The organism is Pseudomonas migulae NBRC 103157, assembly GCF_002091715.1.
GTDB classification, from domain to species: Bacteria; Pseudomonadota; Gammaproteobacteria; order Pseudomonadales; family Pseudomonadaceae; genus Aquipseudomonas; species Aquipseudomonas migulae_A.
In genome coordinates, this window is record NZ_BDAG01000008.1 from 37,361 (window position 1) to 54,397 (window position 17,037).

The 17,037-nt window shown below is 60.2% G+C and carries 14 protein-coding genes; 4 read left to right on the forward strand and 10 right to left on the reverse strand.

Annotation, left to right across the window (positions count from 1 at the left end):
• Positions 1-11 precede the first annotated feature (11 nt).
• Complete coding sequence (locus tag PMI01S_RS08340; protein ID WP_084319171.1) at positions 12-1,361, forward strand: MATE family efflux transporter; 1,350 nt, start codon at positions 12-14, stop codon at positions 1,359-1,361.
• Here the strand turns inward: PMI01S_RS08340 and PMI01S_RS08345 are convergent.
• The 10 genes from PMI01S_RS08345 to PMI01S_RS08390 all read right to left on the reverse strand — a co-directional run bounded on the left by PMI01S_RS08345 (position 1,355) and on the right by PMI01S_RS08390 (position 11,081).
• Positions 1,355-2,140, reverse strand: a complete 786-nt coding sequence (locus PMI01S_RS08345; protein ID WP_084319173.1) for a DUF4123 domain-containing protein — start codon at positions 2,138-2,140, stop codon at positions 1,355-1,357. The genes PMI01S_RS08340 and PMI01S_RS08345 overlap by 7 nt on opposite strands.
• A complete protein-coding gene (locus tag PMI01S_RS08350) occupies positions 2,137-3,453 on the reverse strand; it encodes a type VI secretion system Vgr family protein (protein ID WP_084319175.1) in 1,317 nt (438 codons plus the stop codon). Before PMI01S_RS08350 ends, PMI01S_RS08345 begins: the two co-directional genes overlap by 4 nt.
• Before the next feature lie 233 nt (positions 3,454-3,686).
• Positions 3,687-5,600, reverse strand: a complete 1,914-nt coding sequence (speA, locus tag PMI01S_RS08355) for an arginine decarboxylase (RefSeq protein ID WP_084319177.1) — start codon at positions 5,598-5,600, stop codon at positions 3,687-3,689.
• A gap of 218 nt (positions 5,601-5,818) precedes the next feature.
• A complete protein-coding gene (locus tag PMI01S_RS08360; protein WP_008031278.1) occupies positions 5,819-6,190 on the reverse strand; it encodes a translation initiation factor Sui1 in 372 nt (123 codons plus the stop codon).
• 282 nt (positions 6,191-6,472) lie between these two features.
• Positions 6,473-7,030, reverse strand: a complete 558-nt coding sequence (locus PMI01S_RS08365; protein ID WP_084319180.1) for an NUDIX hydrolase — start codon at positions 7,028-7,030, stop codon at positions 6,473-6,475.
• A 3-nt stretch (positions 7,031-7,033) separates the two neighbouring features.
• On the reverse strand, positions 7,034-8,101 hold the full coding sequence (locus tag PMI01S_RS08370; RefSeq protein ID WP_084319184.1) for a DUF2333 family protein: 1,068 nt from the start codon (positions 8,099-8,101) through the stop codon (positions 7,034-7,036).
• Positions 8,102-8,254: 153 nt separating this feature from the next.
• Positions 8,255-8,731: a hypothetical protein gene (locus PMI01S_RS08375; protein WP_084319185.1), complete on the reverse strand. Its 477-nt coding sequence runs from the start codon at positions 8,729-8,731 to the stop codon at positions 8,255-8,257.
• Positions 8,728-9,234 carry an Hcp family type VI secretion system effector gene (locus tag PMI01S_RS08380; protein ID WP_084319186.1) on the reverse strand — a complete coding sequence of 169 codons (507 nt, stop codon included), beginning with the start codon at positions 9,232-9,234 and terminating at the stop codon, positions 8,728-8,730. The genes PMI01S_RS08375 and PMI01S_RS08380 overlap by 4 nt, the downstream gene beginning before the upstream one ends.
• A gap of 15 nt (positions 9,235-9,249) precedes the next feature.
• Positions 9,250-9,933 carry a hypothetical protein gene (locus tag PMI01S_RS08385; RefSeq protein ID WP_084319187.1) on the reverse strand — a complete coding sequence of 228 codons (684 nt, stop codon included), beginning with the start codon at positions 9,931-9,933 and terminating at the stop codon, positions 9,250-9,252.
• Positions 9,930-11,081, reverse strand: a complete 1,152-nt coding sequence (locus PMI01S_RS08390) for a DUF2515 family protein (RefSeq protein ID WP_084319188.1) — start codon at positions 11,079-11,081, stop codon at positions 9,930-9,932. Before PMI01S_RS08390 ends, PMI01S_RS08385 begins: the two co-directional genes overlap by 4 nt.
• Before the next feature lie 325 nt (positions 11,082-11,406).
• On the opposite strand from PMI01S_RS08390, the gene gcbA reads away from it, so the two are divergent.
• The 3 genes from gcbA to PMI01S_RS08405 all read left to right on the forward strand — a co-directional run bounded on the left by gcbA (position 11,407) and on the right by PMI01S_RS08405 (position 16,981).
• Positions 11,407-13,077: a diguanylate cyclase GcbA gene (gene gcbA, locus PMI01S_RS08395; protein ID WP_084319190.1), complete on the forward strand. Its 1,671-nt coding sequence runs from the start codon at positions 11,407-11,409 to the stop codon at positions 13,075-13,077.
• Positions 13,078-14,032: 955 nt separating this feature from the next.
• On the forward strand, positions 14,033-15,076 hold the full coding sequence (locus PMI01S_RS32375; protein WP_371850913.1) for a methyl-accepting chemotaxis protein: 1,044 nt from the start codon (positions 14,033-14,035) through the stop codon (positions 15,074-15,076).
• A 165-nt stretch (positions 15,077-15,241) separates the two neighbouring features.
• Entirely contained in the window at positions 15,242-16,981 is a 1,740-nt protein-coding gene (locus PMI01S_RS08405) for a protein-disulfide reductase DsbD (RefSeq protein ID WP_084319195.1), read from the forward strand.
• Positions 16,982-17,037: the final 56 nt, after the last annotated feature.

Sequence of the window (17,037 nt, forward strand, 5' to 3'; positions counted from 1 at the left end):
AAGGAGCCTGCATGTCCAACCTGATTGCCGACTGGCGCGACCGACCGACCCATCGCCGAGTCTGGGCGCTCGCCGCGCCCATGATCCTCTCGAACATTTCCGTGCCGCTGGTGGCGCTGGTCGACAGCGCGGTCATCGGCCACTTGCCTCACGCCCATCAACTGGGCGCCGTCGCGGTCGGGGCCAGCCTGTATACCTTTCTCGCCTGGGCCATGGGCTTTCTGCGCATGGGCTCCACCGGTTTTGCCGCCCAGGCCGCCGGACGCGGGGATGGCGCGGCGTTGCGGCAGATTCTGTTGCAGGGTCTGTTGCTGGCCATGGCGTTGGCCATTGCATTGGGCGCGCTGGGCATCCCGTTGAGCGGAGTCGCGTTGCACTTCATGCAACCCTCGGCAGAGCTGGATCAACTGACCCGCGAATTCTTTCACACGCGACTGTTCGGCCTGCCGGCCGCACTGGCCAGTTATGCGCTGGTCGGCTGGTTCCTCGGCACTCAAAACGCCCGTGCGCCGCTGGCGATTTTACTGAGCACCAACCTGGTCAACATTGCGCTGAACCTGTGGTTTGTCCTCGGTCTGGAATGGGGCGTGGTCGGCGCAGCCCGGGCCTCGGTGATCGCCGAATGGACCGGCGCGCTGATCGGTCTGCTGATGACCCGCAAAGCCTTGCGCGCCTACCCCGGCCACATCGCCTGGGCCGCACTGGCGCTGTGGCAGAGTTGGCGACCGTTGCTGGCGGTCAACCGCGACATCTTCATCCGCAGCCTGTTGCTGCAATCGGTGTTTTTCCTGATCACCGTACAAGGCGCACGTCTGGGCGACGCCACCGTCGCTGCCAACGCCTTGCTGCTCAACGGATTGCTGCTGACCGCCCATGCGCTCGATGGCCTGGCCCACGCGGTGGAAGCCTTGTGCGGGCATGCGATTGGCGCTCGCGACCGTGATGCCCTGCGCCGCTCACTGGTCGTTGCCTGTGGCTGGTCGTTGCTGGCGAGCCTGGGGTTTGCCGTGCTGTTCCTGTTCGCCGGACACTTGTTCATCGAGATGCAGACCGACATTCAGAGCGTGCGCGACACGGCGTTCATCTACCTGCCCTACCTCGCCGCCCTGCCCTTGATCGCGGTCTGGAGCTACTTGCTCGACGGGCTGTTCATCGGCGCGACCCGCGCCCGTGAAATGCGCAACGGCATGCTGTTGACCGTGATTCTGCTACTGCCGTTTGGCTGGGCGTTGCAAAGTCTGGGCAACCACGGACTGTGGATAACCTTCCTGCTGTTCATGGTGCTGCGCAGTGCGACCCTCGGCGCAATCGCCTGGGCGCTGCGCAGCAACGATGGCTGGTTCGCGGGCAGGGCTCACTGAGGCTGATCGTTCTGCCAGCGTTTGCGCAGGCTATCGAGACGCTCCTGCTGCGTGAGCCCCGACAACGGCTGTACCAGCAAAGCCCGGGGGTTCTGCAAGCGCAGCCATAACCAGCCATCGAGTACCGGCCGTTCGCTGAAGCCCAGCATCAGCCCTTCCTGCACATGAGCCCACAAGCGGTGGTAATCGGTTCCGGTGGATTGGCTCCAGTGCCAGGCATGCTGCTCCAGCAGGCAGGTCTGCAGCTTTTCCCGCTGACGAGCACTGAGGCTTTCCTCGACCGCCAACGGGCTGACGGCGAGCTCTGGATTGAGCAACTGCTGCCAGCCCTGGCTGCCGATTGCGCGGTCTGCCCAGGTCCCGCCGAACCAATGCAACTGACTGATCGGGCCCAGCCAGCGACTCAGTTCCAGGGCATCGCAGGCATCGAAAAAGTAACTGGCCGTGTTGGGATTGTAATAACTCAACAAGGCCCGGTGATGCAGCCCGATGGTGACGGTGAGCATGCGCCGCAAATGTTCCAGCAACTGTGACGACGACGCTTCGCTGACCACCAGCAAACCACGCCAGACCTGTGTTTGGCTGTAGCACGATTCCGCCAGTACCGGGCAGCTCCGAAGGTCGATCAGGATCGGTCCGTCCTTGCGCAACGCATGCAATTCCGTGTCCTCGAATAACCAGAACCATCGGGCCTGCGCGAATGCCTGTTGCAGCAATCCCCTCGACTGAGGCGCACTCGGTGCATCCAGCAACAGCCATTGCGGGGTCGCGCCGATCATGCCGCACCGCTCTGGCCAAACCCCGTCGCCGCCCGACAGGTACACAACGCCTGCACGCAGTGGCTGAAACTGCCGCCGCCGGGCAACAGACACAACAGCACCAAAGGCTCGCCCGAGCGCAGGAGTTCCAGCAACCCTTCCTCGAGCGAGCTGTTTTCTGTCGGGCCGGCCACCTCGGCATCTTCGACTGTCGACAGCGTAGGCAAAAATCCGCAGATCAACGGCTGATCCGGATCGCCCTCGATGAAGCTCACCACCACCTCTGTACCCTCGCTCAATGGCCAGACGCTCGGATCTTCCAGCTCAGCGGCCAACGGTAGCCAACAATGGCTGGGGGTCGCGCCTTCGCCCTGATAGAGCCAGTCAAACTGCACAGCCACCGGTCGGGAGGGGTCCGGCCGAGGTTCATCGACATCGACCACCCAGGCTCGTTGCAGGCTGTGCATCCGCGGTTTCACCAGGCAAGTGGGCGGGACGAAGAAGGCCTCCCCATGAATCGCACGGATCTGATTGCTGTAGGGGGCCAGTGGATCCTGACTGCCCTGATGTTCGACATGGGTCAGCAGCCATAGCTGATTCCAGTCGGCGACCGGGTGACCGGACAACGGCATCAACTGACCACTGCGCAACGTCGGCAAGTCGGTCCGACCTTCGGCACCTGGCGCAGTACGCTGGCCCGCCTGAAGCTGAAACTGCCGCACCGCCGGTGGCTCGCCATCGACCTGATACTGCGCACACGCGCCGAGCTGGAAACGGCCGCGACCATCACCAAACACCACGCAGTGCCCCCGCGCATGGTGCTCGAAGTGGTAATGCAGGCATTCCTGGGCGCACAGGCGCTGGAGAAACTGCAAATCCGACTCTCGATACTGCGTGCAGAAATCACGGGGCGGGTAATCGCCACTCAGTTCGAAGCGTCGATCCTTGCCCGTGATGCCGTGCTCCTTGAGCACCTGGCCGAGAATCTCCGGCACCGAGACATTGCTGAAAATGCGCCGACTGAAACGCTGGGAAAGGCAAGCCAGCCTGGGCCCCAGACGCACATGGCAAAGCCTGACCGTCGAGCCATGGTCACGCTGGACGAGTTCATGCAACAGTCCATGCAATGTGCTGCCCTCGGGCCCGAAATGTAAAACGGCCGGGCGGTACAGCAAGCTCGCAAGATCGAGCGTCGGGTCATCGATCAGCAGGTCCACGTCGAACACAAAGGGCTCGCTGATCGCTTCTCTACCGGTAAAGGCCAGGACTTCGAAAGGGTCGGGCAGACCGGCTACGTCCAGACGAAATGAAGGCTCGTTGACTGGATCGAACATCGGCGATTCTCTACAGGAGGGGCGGCCGGGGATTCTCGCCGAGAGCCATGGCTGAGTAGAGTGCCGAAGTACAACTTAGGAAATGGCCTACGCGAAAAGAAGACCATATGGCTTGGATAGCCGGGAGTGTGGGCAATTTCGCGGAAAAAAAGAGAACCGTCGCACCAGGTCATCTGAAATTTCCGCAATGAGCGGAACATTTTCAGACAACCTGATGAGCGCGGCGACTTACCTCAAGAAGACAGGTAAGACGAACGGGTCAGGCCCAGGCGCAATGCGTCGAGGAACTGGGTACGTTCGGCGGCGGTGATGCGCGCACTGGCGCACTTGTCGCGGTAGTGAGTCATCAGTTCTTCCGGCGACAAATGCACGTAGCGCAGCATGTCTTCGATGGTGTCGTGGGTTTCGATACCCGCGTGGTACACGCTGCCGTCGGCATTCTGGTAGATGTTCACCGAGTCGGTGTCACCGAACAGGTTGTGCATGTCGCCCAGAATTTCCTGATAGGCGCCAACCAGGAAGATGCCCAGCAAGTAGTCTTCACCTTCGTTCAGTGCGTGCACCGGCAGGCTGGTTTCGATGCTCTGCTCGTCGACGTATTGCTTGATCTTGCCGTCGGAGTCGCAGGTCAGATCCTGCAATACGGCGCGACGCAGCGGTTCTTCGTCGAGACGGTGCAGCGGCAGGATCGGCAGGACCTGGCCAATGGCCCAGGTGTCCGGCAGGCTCTGGAACACCGAGAAGTTGCAGATGTACTTGTCGGCCAGCTTGTCGTTGAGTTCGTCGAGCACCTGACGGTGGGAACGCTGACGCGCTTTCAACGAGTTGTGCAGGCGACGGCAGACCGCGAAGTAGCATTGCTCGGCCAGGGCTTTTTCAGCCAGGGTCAGCTTGCCATCGGCGTACTGGGTGGCCACGTCGCTCATGTAGTGCGTGGCGCGCCAGTAGGTTTCGGTGACCATTTCGATGTCGGTCGGGCCGAGCAGGTCAACCAGCCACTGCACGGTTTCCGGCAGCGTTTCCTTGTTTTCGATCTGCGGCACGTCGTCGTTGTGTTTCTCGACGTCGGTGACCTGCACCACCAGCATGGCGTGGTGAGCGGTCAGGGAACGGCCGCTTTCGGAGAAGATGTTCGGGTGCGGCAAACTCTGCGCGTCGCAGAATTCCTTGAGCATCCCGACCACGACACCGGCGTAATCGTCCATGTCGTAGTTGATCGAGCTGGCGTTGCGCGAGTGCGTGCCGTCGTAGTCGACGCCCAGACCGCCACCGACGTCGATGTGATCAACCGGCAGGCCGAGGTTGCGCAGCTCGCCGTAGTAACGAATCGCTTCCTTGAAGCCATGCTGGTAGTCCGCCAGGTTGGCGATCTGCGAACCCATGTGGAAGTGCAGCAGGCGAATGCCCTGGTCCAGACCGGCCGCGCGGAAACGCTCGACCACCGACAGCAGTTGCGCCGCAGACAGGCCGAACTTGGATTTCTCACCGCCGGTGTCCGCCCATTTGCTCGAGGCCAGGGACGACAGACGTACGCGCAGACCGACCTGAGGCTTGACCTTCAGGGAAGCGGCTTCTTCGATCACAAGGCCGACTTCGGATTCTTTCTCGATCACGATGAACACGTTGTGGCCAAGTTTCTGGCCCATCAGCGCCAGACGGATGAACTCGCGGTCCTTGTATCCGTTGCACACGATGGTGCCGCCCTTCGGCGCCAGTGCCAGCACGGCCAGCAGCTCAGGCTTGGAGCCGGCTTCCAGGCCGATGGACACGTTCTGGGTGGCGATGATGTTTTCGATCACCGCTTCTTGCTGGTTGACCTTGATCGGGTAAAGCGCGGTGTATTTGCTCTGGTATTCCAGGCGCTCGATGTTGGCGTCGAACGCGCCGGTCAGCTGACGCACGCGGTCTTGCAGAATGTCCGGGAAACGTACCAGCAACGGCAAGGACAGGCCGCTCTTGCGCAGCTGGTCGACTTGTTCGAACAGGTCGATAGGCGAACTGGCCGGACCGTTTGGACGAACCTCGACGCGACCGGCGTCATTGATCGCGAAATACCCGGCCCCCCAATGGCGAATCCCGTAAACACTGCGGCTGTCCGCAACTGTCCATTGGCTGCCATCGTCTTTGCGTGTGCGTCGTACGGACATTGAAGTCCCCTATAAAGAAGTCATAGAGCGTCGCCTGAGTTCAGGCCGGCGCAGTCTAAAGGATGAAAATGACGGTTCGTCAACGAGGGGATAGACCTCGTTGACCGCAGTGAGTTTAGAAACCGGTCAGAACAGGCTCTGTGAAAACCATGTAGGCGACGCCGGACCCGGGTTGAATCAGGCCCGGATCAAGCCGGGGGTGGTTTTCACAGAGGCTGCTAGCCGCCGGACTTCTTCGCCTTGAAACCGAGTTTGATCAGCTCGCCCAACAGCAGCTCGACATGATCGCCCTGGATTTCAATGATTCCGTCTTTCAACGCTCCACCGGTGCCACAGCGTTTCTTCAACGTGGTGGCCAGGTCCTTGAGCGCGTCTTCGGCCAGCGGCACGCCGGTGATGGTGGTCACCGTCTTGCCGCCACGCCCCTTGCTTTCGCGACGCACGCGAGCGATGCCGTCGCCGGCCGGGATAACGGTCTGTTTGCAGATGCAGGCATCCACCGGTTTACTGCAATCCGGGCAATGACGACCTGCGTCGGTGGAAAATACCAGGCCACCAAGGGCGGCGAAGGATGCGGCTTTTTTGGCCACCGGCAATCCTCTTGGGAGGACAAAGACTGGTCGCGGCACTTGGGCAAGTGCCATCGACCGCGAAGCCCCACTCAGGCAGGGGCAGCGCTACTGAACCTGAATAATCACGTGTAGGAGCTGTCGAGTGCAACGAGGCTGCGATCTTTTGATGTCGACTCAAAAGCAAAATCAAAAGATCGCAGCCTGCGGCAGCCCCTACAACAGGCCATGCCGGTTCAGTTTGAAAAGGTCGCGCAGTGTAACGGCAAAAACGCCGATTGCTAAGAGCCAATCGGCGCCAATTTATGCCTCTTTTGCGACGTCTTCCCCACGGGCCCGCAGATAGCGCTTCAAGGCGGCCAAAGAGTCCGGGCAGTAAGGCTTTTGCTGGATTTCCAGCATGACCTGTTCGATGGGAATAAAGCGCGCTTCGAGCACTTCCTCCGGTTGCAGGATCAACGGGCCGTCCCACACCGCGGAAAACGCCGAACACCAGAGGCGATTACCGGTGTCTTCGAAGAAAAAATGGTCATGGGCGGTCAGTTCTACGCCGCTCACGCCCAGTTCCTCTTCCAGTTCACGGGCGGCCGATTCGGCGTAGGTTTCGGTGGCCAGCACCATCCCGCCTGCCGCCACGTCCCAATAACCGGGATAAATCGCCTTGCTCAAGGTGCGCCGATGCACACAGAGTTCACCGGCGGAATTGAACAGCATGATGTACGTGCCGCGGCCGATCAGCCCGCGTTCACGCAGGTCGGAACGGACCAGAGCGCCGAGCAGGTTGTCCTGCTCGTCGACCCAGGCGATCTGTTCGGCATCCGAGGCCGCGCGATGGGCGGCCTCTTTGGCGCTATCGACCATGACTCAGCCCTGATTGAGCAGTTGACGGAGATCGATCACCGCTGCGTTGGCGCGGGAGATGTAGTTGGCCATGACCAGCGAGTGGTTGGCCAGCACGCCGAAGCCACTGCCGTTAAGGATCATCGGGCTCCAGACCGGCTCTTGCGAGGCTTCCAGCTCACGAATGATCTGACGCACGCTGACCGTCGCGTTCTTCTTCGCCAGCACATCGGCGAAGTCGACCTCGATGGCACGCAGCAGGTGGGACAGCGCCCAGGCCTGACCGCGAGCTTCGTAGAACACGTTGTCGATCTGCATCCACGGGGTTTCGACAACTTCTTCGTCCACCTGTGGCACTTGACCCGGAACGACCACTTCGGTTTTCAACGCAGTGTTCAGTTTGACCCGGCCAACGCTGGCCGACAAACGTTGCGACAGCGACCCCAAGCGGGTGCCCACATCGCCCAGCCAGTTGTTCAGGTTGTCGGCGCGAGCATAAAACAGTGCATTTTTCTGCAAGGGGTCGGACAGGCGTGCCTGATAGCGGCTCAGGGAATTGATGCCTTCCAGGTACTCGGACTCACTGGACGGCAGCACCCAGCTTTTATTGTCGAAGTTGAAACGCGGCTCGGCTTTCGCCAGATCGGAATCTTCGGCCGACTGCGATTGCGAGCGGGCAAAGTCTTTACGCAAGGCACGCGTCAGGTCACGGACCTGGACCAGCACGCCGTATTCCCAGCTTGGCGTGTTATCCATCCACAGGCCCGGCGGGAATCGGTCGTTGGAAATGTAGCCGCCCGGTTTGGTCAGCAAGGTGTCGGCGACGGTCTTGAGGGTTTCCACCGTGGTGTAGCCGATGACCATCTGCTTGCCTTCTTTCTCGGCAGCTACCTGAGCATTCTGTTGAACCGGGAACAGTGCCGGCTCCTGGCTCCAGTACCAGCCAAGCGCGATGGCCACAATCAGGTAGAGGCCGATCAACGTGGCCAGCGCCCGGCTGAACAACAGGCCGCCGATGTAACTGCGGGTGGCCGATTTCGGTTCAGCGGCACGTTCAGGCGCGCTGCCCGCGCGGTTCTTCCAGTCCAGCATGGCGATATCCTTTCAATCACTTGAGTTCATCGGTTCGACCACAACCATACAACAACGTGCCTTTGCCCGGCACCCGTCGTCAGGTTATCCGGGTAAATTACCGTCAGGTAGCGGTGAAAACCGTGTCCATGAACCCGAGCCGCCCTGCCCGTGTTAAACGCCAGTGACCTTCATTGAGATTGGCTGAACCTCCGCCGATAGAAAAAGATGCGCGATGCCCTTTCCGTCAGTTCTGCGCGGCGCCGTGTCCCCATCCACCGTCGCGATATAGTGACGCTGCGCCAGCGGCTCACCGGTTACGCTGTCCAGGAGGCGAAAGAGCCTTGGCGATCTTGTGGCCTGGGCGGGCGGATTTTGCATCAGCTCCATGATCGCAGGATCAAAGGTGCGATCGGGCATTTTCCAGTCAGCGTAGTCGGCTTCAGGCCTGACCAATCGCCATTCTCCCCGCTCGATCTGGTCAAGCACCTCGGTGTCGAGATCGATCGACAGGCCGGCGCGCAACTGGTCCAGGCCATCAATGGGTTGCCGATCCAGCAGGGCCTGGTGAACAAGCTCCCGCGCCTTCTCAGTGGGCCAGGCATGTTGATGCTCCCATTCGGACAGATGAATGTCATTGACCAACCTCATCCCTGCACCTCGGTGTTCCACTCATCGGAACCCATGGTTCGGCTGATTTCATGCCGCCAATTAATTCGCCGGTAACTGAAGTGGACCGTCTCCAACTGAGTGAGATGCGCAGTGCCGGGATCCTGGCAATGGGGCATGAGCACCTCTGCACCGATGATGACCGCGTCTTCCAGCTCCATCGTGTAGAAATGCTCCTGAGTTCCCTGAGCCGAGGTGCGATACCACTCGACGCGACACTCTTTGAGTAACTCTCCCGAACATAAAGCGTTGTTGATCAGCGGTGTCGCTTTGTCGATGGTCTTGGTGATGATCAGAGGCTTGTGCATCCGACGACCTGCACCCGACCCTTTCGGCACGAAAATGCCGTGGCTCAGGGCCTGGATCATGATCTGGTCCTCACGTCCCTTCTGGAAGGTGTTACCCACCGACGCCTCGGTGAAGGCACCTTCGCTGATCAGGCCCTGTCGTTCGCCGCGCAGGGTCATGAAGGCGGGGGTTGGCATGGTGGGGCTCCTTTTTTATTTGGGTTGTGGGGCGGGGAAGTGACTGGGTTCGTCGTACATGTCTTCGATTTCGTCGAAGGGCGTCCAGGGTTTGGCGAGTGCGAGAGTGATGAGGTAGCGCTCTTCTGCAGGATTTCGGTAATCCTCGAAACGTCCCAATATCAGCATGGCCTGATACTTATCCCCCGCCAGCCAATAGGACCGTCCGGAAAGAATTCCTTTGCGAAGCCATTCGCGCCACTCAGGGGTATCCGCGATCGTGGGATTGTTTCGTAGCCCCTTTGCCACCCAGCCTTTTTCGCGCCATTGGTCTTGCAGATCGAGAACTACGTTGAGGGCATCATCGATCAGCAGCGGTTCGACCTGCGGGGACATGCGGATACCGGAAATGACATAGTCGTCAAAATTGACAGTGAAAAAGCGCGCCGCCGGCGTGGTGAATCCGAACTGTGGATCAACAAATCGCAATCGTGCGTCGGTCATGGGAATGCCGAACCAGATGCGGTCACGGATCTCCGGACTAAAGGGAGCTGAAGAGTTTCTGAGCAGGTTTTCATACGTCCCCCCCATTTCCACGACGATTTCGGGTTCATCCCAGAGAGGTTGCGTCAGGCGGTGTATGACGGCCCACGTCAGGCCAGCCAGGACAAGAAGATAGGCGCCGCAGCGCCAGCCGAACCAATGTGATCGAAGAGTCATTGACTACTACCGCTTGCTGCGATCTCGTTGATCGACTGCTCCAATGCATAACGGTTGTGGTCACCGAGCATCTGGTCAAAACGTGCGGCGGCCTGCAGCACGAATGCCATTCGCTGCTTGATGTCGGACAAGTCCGCCAACGGGCTGCCGCCAAAATCGATGGTGCGCCCGTCCCCGATACGCTGGCACTGGCTGGTAAGGGTCAACTCAATCGCCTGGGCAACGCCTGAAGGAAACCCCGTGACGTAGGAGGCGTGATTGGCACGCAACAAAGACACCAGTTGGCGGTCCTGGTAAATCGTTGGCTGGAGGATATTCTTCTGCTCATGCCACGCCAAATGCTTAACACTTGCGACAATATCTCCGTCCTCTATTGCCTCAAAACCCAGCAAAGCCTCGGGGTAATCCAGCCCGAATTCGAGCTTTTCCTTCCCCACTGGCCACAGCACCGGAAACTTCGGATGCCCAAATATTCCCGCACGTGCTCCCAAACACTTTTTCAACTCTCGGAACCCACGTTTCGCATAAAACTCATGCAACGGAAAAACATCCAGAAACAGCGTGGTATTCCCCAGCGCCATCATGTCGTGCACATGCCGGAACTGCTGCTGCACCAGCGACAGCTCCTCACCCGTTGAACGGAAATCCACCGAGGGCACAGGATTACGCGCATCCGCTTCCTTATAGCCACGCAACTCATCCGCCTGCTCGGCCATCTTGTCCGGCGTCAGCAACCCGAACTCGCTGCGGCTATCGCGCACACGCTGCCGCGCCTCGTACTCCTTGCGAATGAGGTCGATACTGTCCGCCGCATGCAGTAATCCGCAGCCGACCTGCTTGGAGGCAAATGCCGCCAGCCCGGCCCACTGAAACCTTGAATCGTGCAGCCACAGGCGAGCGTAGGCTGCGTTGATCACGCGGTTGCGCTCTACCGGGTCGGCAATCAGTACACCATCGGGCGCGACAATCTCTTCCGCCTCGCGCTGGTAGTGTCGCCATAGGCAGGCGCAAGTCAGAATTGGCACGTCGGTAATGAGCGACTTGCTGCCGTAAAGCAGCTCCTCTTTGCATTCACATTCAGCGACAGGTGTGCTGTTGTGGTTGAGGCGCTGCTGATCGCTGGGTTGGTCTTTGAAACACTGGGTCATGATTCGCGGATGGCATCTAAGGGTTTCCCTGACACCCTACACGCCGAAAAGCCGGCTCGAATCCAGCAAGCTAAAAACCAGAACTCCCTGACAAATATCTCTCGCTGAGCCTACGGACGCTTCGCACAAAAACACAAAAAACCCCTGATATACCCGCCCCACGGGCCTTTCCAAATAACCTGCCGGCATTTTCAGACCCGCCAGTCAGAAACTGAATGACGTCGCTTTGCAGATTATTGACGTACGACACTCATCCAAACGAAAAGAGGTGCTAGCATAGAGCCACCAGTCGATCTCAGCATGCACCCTAACTAGTAGTCAGGATATGACCGAGCCAGAAGACCCCAGCCGTGAGCGCCTCAAGCACCACTTTGCCCAGCGGGTAATTCATCAGGCACGTCAAATTCTTGAGATCTGGCAGCGCCTGCAACGCAGTGAGTGGTCCACCACCGATCTATCGGAACTGAGCGAGGCCAACCTGCGCCTGCTGCGTTTCGCCGAGCGTTTCGAACAACCGGAACACATCCAGCTGGCGCGCCACATCGGTCAGTCGCTGGAAGCCGTCGATGCCAATCGCGGACGCTTGAGCAGCGGCTTGATCACTGACCTCAATCGCCTGATGCAGCGCTTGTCGCGCACCGGCCTGCGCCATGGCGATCAACTCGAACAAACCTTTCTGCCGCCGCTGCGCAAGCCGATCTACGTGATGCTGCAAGATCACGACCGTGCCGAGCGCCTGGCCAAGCAGCTTGAATTCTTTGGGCTCAGCGCCCAATCCCTCGACAGCGTGGCGGCCTTTCGCTCGTCAATGGTCGAACGCTTGCCTGCCGCAATCGTCATGGATGTGGACTTCAGCGGTCCCGGCATCGGCCTGAAACTGGCTGCCGAAGCCCAGGTCGGTCTGGATGAACCGCTGCCGCTGCTGTTCTTCAGCCTGCTCGAAACCGACACACCGACCCGCCTCGCGGCAGTGCGTGCCGGCGGCCAGGAATTCCTGACCGGCACACTGGAAGCCTCGAGCCTGCTGGAAAAGATCGAGGTCCTGACCTGCGTTGCGCAATACGAACCTTATAAAGTACTGATCATCGACGACTCCCGCGCCCAGGCCTTGCACACCGAGCGCCTGCTCAATAGCGCCGGGATCGTCACGCGGACCTTGATCGAGCCGATCCAGGCCATGGCTGAACTGGCGGACTTCCAGCCCGACCTGATCATCCTCGACATGTACATGCCGACCTGCACCGGCACTGAACTGGCCAAGGTGATTCGCCACAACGACCGCTATGTCAGCGTGCCGATCATTTACCTGTCCGCCGAAGACGATCTGGACAAGCAGCTCGACGCCATGAGCGAGGGCGGCGACGACTTCCTGACCAAACCGATCAAGCCGCGCCACCTGATCACCACCGTGCGCAACCGCGCTGCGCGGGCTCGCAATCTCAAAGCGCGCATGGTTCGCGACAGCCTCACTGGGTTGTACAACCACACGCACATTCTGCAATTGCTCGAAGACTGCTCGTTCCGCGCCCGTCGCGAGAGCAAGCCATTGAGCTTCGCGATGCTCGACATCGACCATTTCAAACGGGTCAACGACGGTCACGGCCACCCCATGGGCGATCGCGTGATCAAGAGCCTGGCGCTGTTTCTCAAGCAACGCCTGCGCAAGACTGACTTCATTGGCCGTTACGGCGGCGAAGAGTTCGCCATCGTCATGCCCGACACCGATATCGAAGCGGCCTACAACGTCCTCGATGAAATCCGTCAGCGCTTTGCGGAAATTCATTACCCCGCGCAGCCGAAGGATCTCTGGTGCACCTTCAGCGCCGGGGTGGTCGAGCTGGGTGCAGATTCCGACGGCCTGATGATGGCCAGCCAGGCGGACGAGGCGCTGTACCGTGCCAAGCATGCCGGGCGCAATCGCGTGCAGGCGGCGCGGGCGTCACAGCAAAGTGCCACCTTTTCATCGGAATCGACCCAATCGGTCATAACCCTGTAACAGAAACGCAATAACTTCAGACGCTTACCATTCTGCCGTTGGTAGACCCGCGATGCGCCTGAAGCTGCTGACCAATCTCAACACCCTCCTTTTAGTCGCCGTGTGCGTGGCCCTCGGCGCTACGCTCTGGTGGTCGCAAAAAGCCCTGGAACGCCCCTATCTATTGATGGAGCGCTATCTGGGATTGTCCCAACAATTTCAGAATGAAGTGGCGCGCAACGTTGAGGATTACCTCGCCAGCGGTGATGCCTTGCGCCTGAGCAGCGCCAGCCAGGCCATCGACGCATTGCAAAAGGAGCTCGGGGAGTTGCCGCCGGCATTGGCCGACACCTTGCGCCCCAGCCTGACGAACCTCGATGAGTTCAGCAAAACCGACCTGCTGGCCGCCGGCAAACTCGCGGGCGACCCGCAAGCGCTATTGTTGCAGGCCGAACGCGAACTCGGTGCCAGCCTCGATCAGCTCAGTCAGTACGCCAGCGATAACGCAACCTATCTGACGCCTCTGCTCACTGCATCCCAACACTTGGGCAAACTGTCGCTGGCCCGGGACAAACTGGTCAGCAGCGGTCGCAGCGAACTGGCGGCGGATGTTGAACGAGAAGTCACCAACATCCGCGCTCAAGCAGAACGTCTGAATGCCCTGCCGCTACTCGGCGTTGCCAGTAAAAGTGAATCAGGCACCGACGATTTCGCTGCGATGATGGGCCTGGAGAACACCGAAAAAGCCGTGACCGAAGATGCCGGCGTCGGGCTCAAACGCGAACTCAACAGCCTGCTGACGCGCTATCCCGCCGAGCTTTCACGCACGCGTGACCAGATCCAGAAACGCACCGACCTCAGCACCGCCACGCATTTGAAAATCGCCGATGTGCAACAGGCCATCGCCGGGCTGGAACCAGTGGTCCGCGCCCAGCACGGGCAGATCCAGAGCGAGGTGCGTCTGATGCAAGGCGTAATGATCGGCCTGATCCTGCTGATCGCATTACTCATCGATACCCTGCAACGACGCCTCGCCCGGACGCTGACCAACCTCGCACCGGCGCTTTCGACCTGGGCCGAGGGCGACTTCAGCCGGGACATTGAATTGGGCAAGACCAATCGCGAGTTGCATGACATTCAAGCCTCGCTCAACCGTCTGCGCGCCTACCTCGTCGATCTGGTGGGGACCATTCGCCTTAACGCCGAACAGGTCGCCGGCAGCAGTCGTACCTTGGCCGAATTGAGCAATGACCTGCACAGCGGCGCCGAGCATCAGGCGGGTGACACAGCGCTCATCCGTGATTCTCTCGGCGAACTGGAAGCGACCATTCAACAAGTGGCCGGTGATGCCAGCCAGGCTGCCGACGCCAGCCGCCATGCCGGGCTGGCGGTGGAACATGGGCAAAAAGTCATCGGCCTGAGCCTCACCGGGCTACACGCACTGGTCGATGAAGTGCAAGGCAATGCACAGATGATCGAACACCTGGCCTCGGAGTCGGCCACTATCGGCGGCGTGCTGACGGTGATTCGCTCGATTGCTGACCAGACCAATCTGCTGGCGCTGAACGCCGCCATTGAAGCGGCCCGCGCCGGGGAAATGGGCCGCGGTTTTGCCGTCGTGGCTGAGGAGGTTCGCTCACTGGCGCAACGCACCGCGGGCGCCACGGCCGAGATTCAGACCTTGATCGCCGGGCTGCAAACGGCAGCGCAACAATCGGTGGAAGGCATGCGCGCTCAGGTTGAGCATGCAGAAGCAACGGCCAGTCAGGCCCAGGCCGCTGACGGTGCGCTGGATAAAATCGTCGGGGCCATCCAGACCATTTCCGACACCGCCGTGCGCATCGCCGATGTCACGGCTCAGCAAAGCGGCGCTGTCAGCGAGATCCGTGATCACAGCGAGAGGATTCACCAATTGGGTGGGGATAACCTGCTGCGCATCGGTGAGGGGCGTGAACAAGGGGAACATTTGTTGGTGCTGGGCGGGCGGTTACATACTGCCGTCCAGGCCTTCCGCGTCTGACCAAACTCCCTGTAGGAGCTGTCGAGTGAAACGAGGCTGCGATCTTTGATTTTGGTTTTTGGATCAACGTCAAAAGATCGCAGCCTCGTTTCACTCGACAGCTCCTACATACGCATCCGCGACGACTCCGCTATCATTCCCGCACCTCCGATACGCGAGATTGTCATGCGCCGTTTGCTTTGCCTGCTGCTTTTTGTCCTCGCCCTGCCGGCCAACGCCGCCGGTTTGCTGGAGGGTCGGCCAAGCGCCACGCTGGGCTCGATCAACAACAGCGCCGATTTCCTGCCGGTGCGCGAAGCCTTTCAGCTCAGTCTGGTAGAAAGCACGCCGCAATCGATCAAACTGCGCTTTGTCGCCACCGAGGGGTACTACCTCTATCGCCATCGCTTTCAGTTTCGCGCCGATCCGGCCGATGTCGCGCTCGGCACGGCACAATTGCCCAGGGGCGAACAAAAGCACGATGAATACTTTGGCGATGTCGAGGTTTACCACGGCATTCTCGATGTAGAACTGCCACGCACCGATCAACGCGCCTTTACGCTGGCCGTGACCTATCAGGGCTGTGCCGACAAAGGGCTGTGCTATCCGCCTGAAACCGAACGCCTGAGTATCGAGGGTAGCAGCGGTGCAACCACGAGCTGGAACTGGCGGGAGCTGGCGCTGTTCTTCCTCGCCGGCCTCGGCCTGACGTTCACCCCGTGTGTGCTGCCCATGTTGCCGATCCTGTCCGGTGTGGTGTTGCGCGGCCAGGTCGGTGGTTTGCGCGGCTTCAATCTGTCTCTCGCCTACGTGCTGCCGATGGCCGCCTGCTTTGCATTGCTTGGCGCGCTGATGGGGATGTTCGGCGCACAGCTCAATCTTCAGGCGCGACTGCAGTCGGCGTGGGTGCTGGTGCCGTTCGCGATGTTTTTTGCCGTGTTCGCGCTGGCGATGTTCGGCGTATTCGAACTCAAGTTGCCGCAGGCAATCAGCAGCCGACTGGACCGCATCGCGGGTCGCACCGAAGGCGGCTCATTGTGGGGGGCGGCGGTGCTGGGCGTGGTTTCCAGTCTGTTGGTTTCGCCCTGCGTTTCGGCACCGCTGGCCGGCGCGTTGCTGTACATCAGCGCCAGCGGCGATGCGCTGGGCGGCGGATTGAAGCTGTTCATGCTCGGCCTCGGCATGGGCGCGCCGCTATTGTTGGTAGCCACGGGCGGTGCAGCCTGGTTGCCGAAAAGCGGTCCATGGTTGGTCTATGTGAAAAACGCGATTGGCGTTTTGTTGCTGGGGCTGGCGATCGGTCTGCTCAGTCGGGTGTTGCCGGGTCAGGTCACCCTGCTGCTGATCGGCTTGCTGGCCGGTGGCGTCGGTTTATTCATGGGTGCGTTGGAGTTCGTCTACAAACCGCCGCGAAAACGTGTCGGTCAGTTGCTCGGCATGTTCCTTCTGTTTTATGCGCTGGCGTGCTGGTACGGCGCCTTCAGTGGCCAGACCGATCCGCTCAACCCCATCGGCCAGCCGCGCATCGTCAGCAGTAACGAGCAGCCGCAACACACCAGCGACTGGCAAACCGTCACCACCCCGGCCGACCTTGATCGCGTCCTCGCCGAGGCCAGATCGTCCAGCACCCCACTGCTGCTCGACTGGTACGCCGACTGGTGCATCAGCTGCAAAGTCATCGAGCATGAGGTGCTCAACGACACCCGCGTCGTCGAACGCCTCAAGGGCTATCGGCTGATCCGCTTCGACATCACCGACAGCAACGCCGAACAACGTGCGCTGCTCGACCGCTACAAACTGTTCGGCCCACCGGCGCTGATGTTTTTCGGCAAGGACGGCGTCGAACGCACCGATGTGCGAGTGATCGGCGAGATCAATGCCGAGGACTTTGCCGAACGGGTCGCCAAAGCAAATGACCGGATTTAATCACCCGGTCACATATTTCGCGCAAACATCGGCCATCGTGCTGGCTATTGCATAGA

Excerpts from the sequence above, each read along its gene's own strand:
- PMI01S_RS08340 (WP_084319171.1), top strand. The coding sequence starts at position 12 with ATGTCCAACCTGATTGCCGACTGGCGCGACCGACCGACCCATCGCCGA.
- PMI01S_RS08345 (WP_084319173.1), bottom strand. The coding sequence starts at position 2,140 with ATGATCGGCGCGACCCCGCAATGGCTGTTGCTGGATGCACCGAGTGCG.
- PMI01S_RS08350 (WP_084319175.1), bottom strand. The coding sequence starts at position 3,453 with ATGTTCGATCCAGTCAACGAGCCTTCATTTCGTCTGGACGTAGCCGGT.
- speA (WP_084319177.1), bottom strand. The coding sequence starts at position 5,600 with ATGTCCGTACGACGCACACGCAAAGACGATGGCAGCCAATGGACAGTT.
- PMI01S_RS08365 (WP_084319180.1), bottom strand. The coding sequence starts at position 7,030 with ATGGTCGATAGCGCCAAAGAGGCCGCCCATCGCGCGGCCTCGGATGCC.
- PMI01S_RS08370 (WP_084319184.1), bottom strand. The coding sequence starts at position 8,101 with ATGCTGGACTGGAAGAACCGCGCGGGCAGCGCGCCTGAACGTGCCGCT.
- PMI01S_RS08375 (WP_084319185.1), bottom strand. The coding sequence starts at position 8,731 with ATGAGGTTGGTCAATGACATTCATCTGTCCGAATGGGAGCATCAACAT.
- PMI01S_RS08380 (WP_084319186.1), bottom strand. The coding sequence starts at position 9,234 with ATGCCAACCCCCGCCTTCATGACCCTGCGCGGCGAACGACAGGGCCTG.
- PMI01S_RS08385 (WP_084319187.1), bottom strand. The coding sequence starts at position 9,933 with ATGACTCTTCGATCACATTGGTTCGGCTGGCGCTGCGGCGCCTATCTT.
- PMI01S_RS08390 (WP_084319188.1), bottom strand. The coding sequence starts at position 11,081 with ATGACCCAGTGTTTCAAAGACCAACCCAGCGATCAGCAGCGCCTCAAC.
- gcbA (WP_084319190.1), top strand. The coding sequence starts at position 11,407 with ATGACCGAGCCAGAAGACCCCAGCCGTGAGCGCCTCAAGCACCACTTT.
- PMI01S_RS32375 (WP_371850913.1), top strand. The coding sequence starts at position 14,033 with ATGATCGGCCTGATCCTGCTGATCGCATTACTCATCGATACCCTGCAA.
- PMI01S_RS08405 (WP_084319195.1), top strand. The coding sequence starts at position 15,242 with ATGCGCCGTTTGCTTTGCCTGCTGCTTTTTGTCCTCGCCCTGCCGGCC.